General features: G+C 66.0%; 1 protein-coding gene. It reads left to right on the top strand.

What is annotated here, in order from left to right:
* Positions 1-224: 224 nt before the first annotated feature.
* On the top strand, positions 225-852 hold a 628-nt coding region (locus IE066_RS14695), incomplete at its 3' end, for an outer membrane beta-barrel protein (RefSeq protein ID WP_189451284.1).

Genomic DNA, 852 nt, shown 5'->3' with positions numbered 1-852 from the left:
GTCGTACCGAGCTCAACGTCCAGAACTCGTAATACGCAGCGCTTGGATGTACCCGCGAAGCCCGGCCTTGTGCCGGGCTTCGACCAACGACCGGAAGTCAGGCCATCGGTCGGGGAAAAGTTAAACCTTGTTAACGAACCTAAGCGGCCGTGTATCATTCACGCCGGCCTGTTCAGGAGCGTCAAGGCCTGGCCTGCCGTTTCCGACCCACATTGGAGTAGCACATGAAGATCCGCATGCTGAGCACCGCCCTGCTCGCGGGCCTGGCGTTCGCCCAGGCTGCCCAGGCGCAGGAGTTCGACGACCGCTGGTACCTGACCGGTGCGGTCGGCTGGAACATCCAGGACAACGACCGTGGCACCAACAACGCGCCGTTCGGTGCGCTGGGCCTCGGCAAGATGATCGCCCCGGACTGGTCGCTCGACCTCGAGTTGAACTACCAGAACCCGCGTTTCACCGATAACCAGGATCTGTGGTGGAGCCAGTACGGTGTGTCGATCGACGCCCGTCGCCACTTCGTCGCCGAAGGTCGCTCGTGGAACCCGTACGTGCTGTTCGGCGTCGGCTTCCAGCGCAGCGAGGAAGAGTACAACGCGTTCCCGAGCCCGAACTCGCCGGGTCAGCGCGAGGACGGCAACCTGGCGGCCAAGGTCGGCGCCGGTATCCAGGGCGGCACCGGCGCGGTGAAGTTCCGCACCGAGCTCGCCTACCGCATGGACTTCGACGACCAGAGCTTCGCGGCTCCGGACGAGGATGCCTTCGGTGACCTGCTCGCCTCGGTGGGCGTGGTGATCCCGCTGGGTCCGGAGCCGGTTGCGGCCCCGCCGCCGGCGCCGACGGTGACCTGCGCGG

The organism is Cognatilysobacter xinjiangensis, assembly GCF_014651995.1.
GTDB lineage: Bacteria > Pseudomonadota > Gammaproteobacteria > Xanthomonadales > Xanthomonadaceae > Cognatilysobacter > Cognatilysobacter xinjiangensis.
This window is presented reverse-complemented; position numbering and strand designations above follow the sequence as displayed.